This is a genomic window from Polaromonas sp. P1_G4, from assembly GCF_056405475.1.
This window is the reverse complement of record NZ_JBFUCA010000112.1, coordinates 1-10,295: the sequence shown is the minus strand read 5'-3', so window position 1 is coordinate 10,295 and position 10,295 is coordinate 1. Positions and strand designations below refer to the sequence as shown.

Genomic DNA, 10,295 nt, shown 5'->3' with positions numbered 1-10,295 from the left:
CTTCGGATCTTTTGGTGGATTTTCGATGTTTTAATATGTAACTTACTGTTTCAATCACTCCGATTGAAGACTGAAATTCAACTAAATACGGACGTTTATGCGATTTTTCTCACGAAATTTTTGTTTTTATTCACATCTATTGCGTTCGTGTGAAGTAATCGAGGCTCTAAAAGTTGATAAGTAACATAAAGTTACGTCTCAAATACATATCGATGCGCATATGTTGCCGGCCCTACATGGATCTGCCTCCGAGCCAGCCATTTGCCGAGAGTCACGAAAGGACGTTACCCATGAAATCTGCCCTGAAACTTTGTATTTTTGCCGCCGGACTGGTGTTTGGCCAAGCTGTGCTGGCCCAAGCCTCGCCGGTGTCTTCCCAGCTCCTGGCGCAGCGCGTGGAGATGGTGGGCGGCAAGCCCGTGCTCAAGCCCGCCGGCGACGGCAAACCCGGGGATGTCCTGCAGTACAGCGCTACTTACCGCAATACCAGCACCGCTGCAGCCGGCAAGCTTCTGGCAACCATACCGGTGCCTCCCGGCACCACCTTTATCGCGGCAAGTGCCGAACCTGCACAGGCTCTGGCCTCAACGGACGGAAGCATCTTTGCACCCATGCCGCTGACGCGCATGGTCAAGCAGGCCGACGGCAGCGTGCGCAAAGAGCCCGTTCCCCTGTCTGACTATCGCGCCTTGCGCTGGGAAACCGGCACCTTGGCCGCAGGCGCCAGCACCGTGGTCAGTCTGCGTGTGCGCATCGATTCACCTGCAGTCGCACTGGCTGCCAAACCGTGATGACGGCCAGCTTCCCTTGCAGCTGCGCCTCCCGCCATGCGGGCGGCGCATTTCGCCTTTCCGTTCCCCGTTAATTGTTTGTTGATTCACCGTTGTTAAGTAGCCAGGAGAAAAAGCCATGTATGCCAATCCTTCGAGTCCGCAGCCTTTAGGGTTGCAGCACTTTTTCACCCACTGGATTGTGGGATTGTTTGTCGCGCTTATGCTGGCTCTGGCCGGCCTGGCGGCCCATGCCGCGCCACCGCCGGCGGGCACGTCCATCAGCAACCAGGCCTCGGCCACGTACTCGGATGCATCCGGCATTACGCGCACGGTCACGTCGAACGTGGTGCAGACCACGGTGCAGCAGATTGCAAGCTTGACCCTGGCGGCCAACGGCGCGCAGAACGCGACCCCCGGCAGCGTGGTGTACTACCCGCACACCCTGACCAACACGGGTAACGGCACGGACACGTTCAACCTGACCACCAGCAATACCGGTGGCTTCTCGATGGCCAGCGTCCAGATTTTTGCCGACAACGGCAGCGGTACACCAACGGGCCCGGCGATCACTTCGACGGGCGCGCTGGCCGCAGGCGGCCTCTTCAAGTACATCGTGGTCGCCACCTTGCCGGGCACGGCTACGGCGGCACAGACCAACACCATCACGGTGACCGGCACCAGCGTATTTGACCCGACGAAAACCCAGTCGAACACCGACGTGACCACGGCCACGACCAACGCGGTCGTCACGCTGACCAAGTCGGCAAGCGTGTCCAGCGGCTCGGCCGGGACGGCCATCACCTACACCCTGACCTACACGAACACCGGTAACAGCACGGCCACCGCCGTGGCGATCACCGACGTTCTGCCGGCGGGCCTGACCTATACCGCGGGTTCTGCACGCTGGAGCGTGACGGGCGCCACGGCGCTGAGCGACGCTGGTGCCTCCAGTGGTTCTGCACCCAACACCCTGACTTCGGGCTACACCCTGGGAACCAAGACCCTGCTGGTCACGCTCAACCAGGTGACGGCTGGCCAATCTGGCACCATCAGCTTCGGCGTGACCGTAGCCGGGGGAACTGCACCCGGCGTACTCAACAACACCGCCACGACGTCTTACAACAACGGCGCTACCACGGTAACGGGCGGCTCTAACACGGTGCCGTTCACGGTGCTGCAGACCGCCGCCGTGACGCTGACCGGCACCACGGTGCCTGGCCCGGCCGCGCCTGGCTCGACGGTGAGCTTCACCAACACGGTGACCAATACCGGCAATGGCTCCGACACCTTCAACATCACGCTGAGCACGGGCAACTTTCCCGCTGGTACGACCTTCCAGCTGTACAAGAGCGACGGCGTCACGCCGTTGGTCGATACGAATAGCGACGGCACGGTTGACACCGGCCCGCTGGCCGCAGGCGCTACCTACAACGTGATCCTCAAGGCCACGCTGCCTCCGAACGCGACCAACGCCGGCGCGCCTTTCATCATTGTCAAGACGGCCACCTCGGTGTTTGACCCGACCAAGACGGCTACCACCAACGACCAGCTGACCGCCGTGACTGCCGCAGCGGTTGATGCCACCAACAACCTGCCGACCGCGGTGGGTGTTCCCGGCGTGGGCGTGTTCGCCAACGGCGAAGGTGCCGCGCAGGTCACCAACACGCTGAACCCGGGCGCCTCGACGGTCTTCACGATCGTGGCCAACAACACCGGCCCTTCGCCGGACAGCTACAACCTGGGCGCCAGCACGGTGAATACCTTTGCCAGCGTGACGCTGCCGGCCGGCTGGACGGTCAGCTTCCGCGCCGACGGCGGCGCAGGAAACTGCTCGACCACGGGTGCGACCATCACCAACACGGGTTCCGTGGCCGCCGCCGGCAACGTTGTCGTCTGCGCGGTGGTGGGTGTGCCTGCCGGCTTTGCAGCGGGCACCACGCAGCTGTACTTCCGTACGCTGTCGCCCACGTCGAACGCTTCGGACACGCTGCATGACGCGGTGGTCGTGAACGCCGTGCGCTCGGTGACCCTCACGCCCAACGGCGCCGGCCAGACCTATCCAGGCGGCTCCTACGTCTACAGCCACACCTTGACCAATACCGGCAACGTGCTGGAAGGCAACGGCACGGTCAGTACGCTGACCCTGGCCGGCGCCGACAACCAGGCCGGCTGGACTTCCGCGCTGTACTACGATGCCAACGCCAACGGCGTACTCGACGCGACCGACCCTCAGATCAGCAGCACGCTGCATGCCGCGGGCGTCCTGCCTGCGGGTCTGGCTCCCGGTGCATCGATCACGGTGTTCAACAAGGTGATCGCTCCTAGCGGCGCAACCCCCGGTGCAGTGGACGCCACGACCATCACGGTCACGACCACCAATGGCAGCTACGCGACGACGGTTCCTGCCGTGGCTACTGCGGTTGACAGTACGACCGTGATCGCCGGCAACCTGACGCTGACCAAGGCGCAATCCCTGGACACGGCTTGCGCTGGCGCCAACGGTGGCACGGTCTACGCGGCAGCTACCCTGAGCGCCCGTCCCAACCAGTGCGTGCTGTACCAGATCACCGTAACCAATGTCGGATCCGCGAATGCGACCTCCGTTGTGGTGTCCGACGCGACGCCTAGTTACACCACCCTGAGCAGCGCTGCGGCAAGCACGGTAGGTACCGTGACCGGCCCCTCCGCAGGCGCAGCGGGCACCGTCACCGCGACGATCGGCACCCTGACCCCTGGTCAGTCGGCTGTCGTGACTTTCGGTGTACGCATCAACCCCTAACCCGGGACTGACCTCAAGCGCGGGAAGCGAAAGCTTCCCCGCTTTTCAAAGGGCACGGCCGCGTGCCCTTTGGAAAGCGACGCCCTGTCGAAAACCGAACAACAAGCCCATCAACCATGCTTCCTCGCCCGCTGCGCAAGCTGCTGATCTCCTGCATGTTGCTGCTCTTCTGGGCAGCAGCACAGGCAGCGCCGACCCCGGCAGGGACGGTGATCAGCAACACGGCGACAGCAACTTTTGTGGACGCGGCGACGGGCCTGACGGTTCACCTCAACTCCAACACCGTGAACACCACGGTGGCGACGCTTGAAGCGCTCACGCTGGCATCCAGCCAGAACCTGCTGATCGGCGTAGGTTCGTCATTCACGATCAACCATAACCTTGCCAACAGCGGCAACAGCACCACGAACTACCTGATCACGGCCAGTGTGTCCGGCGGCAGCGCCTTCACACCGCTCAATCTCCAGGTGGTGCTGGACGTCAATGGCAACGGTTTAGTGGATGCGGGTGAACCCGTGGTTCCTGCCGGAAGTCCTGTGATGGTTGCCGTTGGCGCCAATGCCGGATTGCTGATCACGGGCCAGATCCCGCCGGGCGCGACGCCCGGCCAGACGGCCCAGATTACCCTGAGTGCGTTGAGCCAGGTCCAGGGGGCCAGCGCGACCAACACCGATACGATCAATCTCACCAATGGTGCGGCAATCCAGGTCAGCTACTCAGCCTCGTCGGCCACCGCTATTCAGGGTGGTGCTCTCAGCTTTACCGCAAGGGCCATCAACAACGGAAACATGGCGGCCAGCCCGGCGAATGTGCTTGTCAATGGCGCACCAGTGACGCTTTTTATCCTGCGCGCCCCGGTGCCGGTCAACACGGCCTTTGTCTCGGCCCTGCCGTCTACCAGTCCCGGTGCCCAGACGCTGTACCACCTGCTGGGCGGAGCGACCAACAGCTATGTCACGGCAATACCCGGTGGTGCCACGGTGGACGCCGTTGCCTGGGGCATTGCCGCGTTGCCTCAGGGCGGATTGTTCCAGGGAACATTTAATGTCAGCGTGAACACAAACGCGTCGGGCAATGTGTCGGGCACGGCCTATGCGGACTGGACTGACGCCGCTGCACCGTTGACCACCACCAGCAATATGGTGGTGTTGCCGTTGCCGGCATACGCGGCAGACATCCTTTTCTACAGCAACGCCTCTTATGCCAACCGGACCGCCCTCGGTACGCCGGGCCATCCACTGTTTGTGCAGGCCAATGCTGCTGTGTGCAACGCTGACTCCACGACAGTAGGTACGGTGCCCATCACGCTGGTGAGCCGGCTTACGGGAGATTCGGAAACCTTTACGGCTGTGGAAACCGGCCCCAACACTGGCATCTTCCGCATCATGCCGAATGTTCCCACAGCCAATGCGGCGACGCACATCGTGGCTTCCGGCGACGGCATACTGGAAGTGCTGCGAAACGACACGGTGACGGCCACGATTTCCTCCTGCGGCGGCATCACCGTCTCGGCGACGACCACGCTGCTGGTGGATCCTTCCGGCATCGTGTTCAATTCATCCACCAACCAGCCTGTTGCCGGCGCCACGGTAGCGCTGATCGACGTCACCGGTGCCGGCAACGGCGGGGTTCCCGGTGGGCCAGCCGTCGTGTTCCAGATAGATGGGGTAACGCCGGCTCCCAGCGTTGTCGTGACAGCTGCCGACGGGTTTTATGAATTTCCGCTGGTGGCCAACAGCACATACCGGCTGGTAATCACCCAACCGGCGGGCTTCACCTTTCCATCGCTGCTTCCTGCCGGGATACAGCCTGCGGGTCGGCTGATCGATACACCGGGCTCTTACGGGGGCACTTTCGTCGTGGCGGGTGCGCCTGTGCATTTCGACGTACCCCTGGATCCTGGTGCGAATGCGGGTGGCCTGTTTATCCAGAAAACAGCCAACAAGAAGACAGCAGAAATCGGGGACTTTGTTGACTACTCGATCAAGTTCAACAACGTCAGCGCAGGGGCACTCCCCGGTGTTGTGGTCAGCGACAGCCTGCCTGCCGGCTTTGCCTATGTGCGCGGCACGGCACGGCTCAACGGCGTGCCCCTTGCAGACCCTTCAGGTGGTGCGGGTCCCAGCCTCCAGTTTGCGGTGGGTGCCATTGCCTCCGGCTCACAGCCGACGCTGACCTACCGCGTGCGCGTCGGCGTGGGCGGCCAGGGAGGTGACGGCATCAATACGGCGCAGGCTGCCAGCGGCGTGGTGCGGTCCAACCGGTCCAGCGTTCGCGTCCAGGTCGTCGGTGGCGTGTTTTCCAACAAAGCCTACGTGATCGGCAAGGTGTTTGCCGATTGCAGCCGCAATGGTGTGCAGGATGCGGGTGAGCCAGGCATTCCGGGCGTTCGGATTTATCTGGAAGACGGCACCTATGCCGTGACCGACGAGGAAGGCAAATACAGTTTCTACGGCCTGGAGCCACGCACCCATGTCGCCAAGATCGACAGCATCACATTGCCTGCAGGTGCTTCGCTCCAGGTGCTCAACAATCGAAATGCCCTTGATGCGGCCAGCCGTTTTGTGGACCTGACCAATGGCGAGCTCCACAAAGCTGACTTTGCCATCGCCGAGTGCACGGCCGCCATTCAGGAGCAGATCGCTCTGCGCCGCAAAGCGTTAGGCAATTCTTCGGAGATCGCCCAGGCCGCAGGCCTGTTGCTGCAGGCCAACCGCGGCGCAGCGACGGTGGACAGCCGGACGCTTCCCTCCAGCGGCGCGCTCGGTCTGCCCGGAGCACAGAAAAACAATACCCCCGCAGGTTCGGCGGCGCCGCTACCGGGCACTCTCGGCGCCGTGGGCGATCCGGGCGGACCTTATGCGCCTAACGCCCAGGGGTTGCCAAAACCTATTTACGCGCCTTTGGAGGTTGTGTCGGAGGCCGCGCAACCTTCGGCGGTTTCCGGTGCCGAATCGCTACAGGCAGTTGTTCCACTGGAAGAGCTCCTGCCGGAGCTCAATGGTGAAACTGGTTTTGTCGGGCTGGTCAACGAGCAGGTGTTGCCTTCAGCCCAGACCCGCGTCCGGGTGAAAGGCCCGCTAGGCGCCACGTTTGAGGTCACCCTCAATGGGCAACTGGTACCCGCCACACAGGTAGGCAAGAAGAGCAGCCTTGAGAAGAACCGCGTCGTCGCCTGGGAATACATCGGTGTTGACCTCCGGCCCGGCCGCAATACGCTGGGTGTGCGCGCTGTAGACGGTTTTGGCAATGCACGCGGAACGGCGCAAGTCACGATCCTGGTTCCCGGTGCCCTGGCAAAGATCGAAGTTGGCGCGCCTGCGCAGCTGATTGCTGACGGTGCGACTGCCGTTCCTGTCACCATTTCGCTGCGCGATGCGCAAGGCCTGCCGGTGGCCGTGCGAACCCAAGTGACGCTGCAGGCAAGCCTTGGCCAGTGGCAGACTCCCGACCTGGATGCACGCCAGCCCGGCACGCAGGTCTTTGTTGAAGGTGGTGAGGGCCGCTTTTTGTTGTTGCCACCCGCCCAGCCCGGAAAGGCGGAGCTTGGTATTGCCAGCGGCACCGTCAAGTCTGTGGCGGCCATCGAGTTCATGCCCAACCTGCGGCCCATGATTGCGGCCGGTATTGTGGAGGGCACGCTCAACCTGCGCAGCCTCAATCCTTCCGCATTGCAACCCGCGCAAAGCGGCGATGTTTTTGAACGGCAGATCCGGAGCACGTCGCGCAGCTTTGCGGGTGGCAAGGGCGAAGCGGCTGCGCGGACTGCGCTGTTCCTCAAAGGCAAGGTGCTCGGTTCTTCACTGCTGACGCTGGCCTACGATTCCGACAAGCCTTCCGATACGGCGCTGTTCCGCGATATCCAGCCCAACCAGTTTTACCCGGTGTATGGCGATTCGTCGGCGCGTGGCTTTGACGCCCAGTCCACCGGCAAGCTCTACGTGATGCTGCAAAACGGCACCAACTACGCACTGCTGGGCGACTATTCAACCCAGAGCGACAACGCCGCACGTCAGCTCACGCAATACTCGCGCGCCCTGAACGGTGTCAAGGGCCGTTACCAGGAAGGCGCAGTGACCGTGGAAGGTTTTGCAAGCCGCACGGCGACGACGCAACTGGTGCAGGAATTCCGCGCCAATGGCACTTCCGGGCCGTTCCGGCTCAACATCAACGGTGTGGTCAACAGCCAGCAAGTCGACATCCTCACGCGAAGCCGCAGCCAGGCATCAGTCATCATCAATGACACACCGCTGGCGCAGTTCACCGACTACGAAATCGAACCTTTCAGCGGTCAGCTTCTGCTCAAGACTCCGGTTCCGAGCGTGGACACCGACCTGAATCCGATCTTCGTGCGGGTCAGCTATTCGGTGGACTCGGGCGGCCCCAAGCATACGGTCGCCGGCGCCGATGCGCGCCTGGAAGTCCTTCCGGGTATATCGCTCGGCGCGACGGCGGTGCAGGACACCGACCCCGCCAATCGCCAGAACCTCAGCGGACTGAACGTGACGGCGAAGCTGGGCGAAAAAACCGTGGCCACCGGTGAAATCGCCCGCAGCAGTACAGACTTGCAGGGCAACGGCTCAGGCCAGCGCGTGGAAGTCCGTCATGACGACCAGGCGCTGCAGGCGCGCGTCTGGGGTGCGCGCACCAGTGCGGGTTTTTACAACCCCAACAGCGTGCAGTCGGCCGGCCAGTCTGAATACGGCGCAAAAATCGGTTACGCCGTAGATGACAAGAACAGGCTTGTCGCTGAAGCGCTGCGCACTGCCAACAGCGTGACAGGCGCGGCACAAACCGGCGCGGACCTGAAGCTCGAACACAGCCTGCCCGGAAATGTGAAGGTGGAAGTTGGCGTGCGCTACAGCAGCGCCAACACCGCCGCTGCKCTTTCCGGTCCGGCCTTGCCTGGCAGTACCGTTCCGGTGACGCCTTCCGCCACGGCGCTGGCTTCAGGCTCGTCCGAGGAGGTGGGTTACACCACGGCGCGGGTCAAGGTGACGGTGCCGGTTCCGGATGTGCCCCAAGCCGACGTCTACGGCCTGGCCGAATACGCGATCGACGGCAGCGGCGGCCGGGAGGTCGGCGTCGGCGGCAACTATGCCATTAATTCCACAACGCGCCTGTATGCGCGCCACGACTTCATCAATAGCCTGAAAAGCATTTACACGCTCAATGCGTCGACTTCGCAATACACCACCGTTGCCGGCCTCAATACGGAACTGCCGGACAGCACGCAGCTGTTCAATGAATACCGCATGGGCGACAGCATCAACGGCCGCAGCAGCGAGGCTGCGGTCGGACTGCGCAGGCTCTGGCGCCTGGACAATGGCGTCGGCCTGACAGCCAGCTTGCAACGCATTAAGCCGTTGTCGGGTGTGACCATCGACGACTCTAGCGCCGTCACCATCGGAGCCGACTACACGGCCGCGGCCACCTGGAAGGCGTCCGGCCAGGTACAGTGGCAGACATCGGCCACTTCGAGCGGCTGGCTGTTGACGGGCGCGCTGGCCAACAAGCTGGACGACAGCTGGACCCTGCTCAACCGCGCGCTCTACAGCGAGCAGACCAACCTCGGCGCCACGGGCGGCAAGCGTGAACTGATCACGGCGCAGTCCGGTGTGGCCTATCGCCCGGTAAGCACCGACGTGTGGAATGCGCTGGGTCGCATCGAATACAAAAAGGATTCGGACAGCACCCTGGGCCCAGGCGTCAGCCGCGATGAGTCCGGGCTGATTCTTTCCACCCACCTCAATATCCAGCCCAGCCGCAGCTGGGTGACGAGCGCACGCTATGCCGCCAAATGGGGCCGCGACAAGTCCAACGGCATCAGCAGCCGCTCCTTTACCCAGTTGATTGGCGGCCGTTCCACCTGGGACCTTACCGAGCGCTGGGACGTCAGCCTGCAGGCCTACCGCATGTGGGGTAACGGCGCCGCGGAGACCGCGGTGGGCGTGGAAGTCGGCTATCTGGCCTGGAAAAACATGTGGGTGTCACTGGGCTACAACATCAAGGGCTTCCGGGCCGCTGACCTGGCGGGCGAGGCCTACACCCAGCGTGGTGTCTACCTGCGTGTACGCTTCAAGTTTGACGAGAATGTGTTTGAACCGGCTGGCGCGGCCACTGCCTCACCTTCCAACACGGCGGGCCCCAAATCATGATGTTTTTTCAGTGTCCAGGCCTTTCCTCGTATGCGCCCCGCCGATCCTCACCGGCAAGCAAGTGGGCGCGCCTGGTATGGGCCGTGGCCGTCATGCTGCTGGCCGCGACTGGCGCGATGGCACAGACAACTTTCAATTACACGGGCGCCCTGCAGACCTATACCGTGCCGGCGGGCGCGGGCGGCGTGATCATCCAGGCCAACGGCGCGGGTGGTGGCAGCGGCGGCAATGACTTGAGCGGTGACGGCGGCGCTGGCGGCGCGGGTGCGCGAGCCACGGGCACGTATTACATCGCCCCGRGCACCGTGCTCAACGTGGCCGTCGGACAGGGTGGCCGGCCCGGCAACACATCGCAAGGTGCTTTTACCTGCGCCAACGCGGCGGGCGCGGGCGGCCTTGCGGGCGGTGCTCCGGGCTGGGCCGGCGGCTCCGGTGGCCAGGCCGGCTGCAGCGGCTGGTCCGGCGGCGGTGCCGGCGGCGGTGCCGCCAGCGTGGTGGCCACGGCCGCCAATGCCAGGCTGATCATCGCCGGCGGCGGTGGCGGCGGGCAGGGCGGCGCGCTCAACATCGCGGGCCGCCCCGGGC

The 10,295-nt window shown here is 63.4% G+C and carries 3 protein-coding genes and 1 pseudogene; all 4 read left to right on the top strand.

Going from position 1 to position 10,295, the window contains the following annotated elements; translation table 11 throughout:
* The first annotated feature begins 290 nt into the window (after positions 1-290).
* Complete coding sequence (locus AC1D1X_RS07865; RefSeq protein ID WP_477668682.1) at positions 291-791, top strand: hypothetical protein; 501 nt, start codon at positions 291-293, stop codon at positions 789-791.
* 118 nt (positions 792-909) lie between these two features.
* The gene (locus AC1D1X_RS07860) at positions 910-3,552 is read left to right on the top strand and encodes a beta strand repeat-containing protein (RefSeq protein WP_477668681.1); all 2,643 of its coding nucleotides are present in this window, start codon (positions 910-912) and stop codon (positions 3,550-3,552) included.
* Between the two features lie 116 nt (positions 3,553-3,668).
* Positions 3,669-9,710: an SdrD B-like domain-containing protein gene (locus AC1D1X_RS07855; RefSeq protein WP_477668680.1), complete on the top strand. Its 6,042-nt coding sequence runs from the start codon at positions 3,669-3,671 to the stop codon at positions 9,708-9,710.
* Positions 9,707-10,295: pseudogene (locus AC1D1X_RS07850) on the top strand (hypothetical protein); the annotation flags it as partial. The gene AC1D1X_RS07855 and the pseudogene AC1D1X_RS07850, both read left to right, overlap by 4 nt.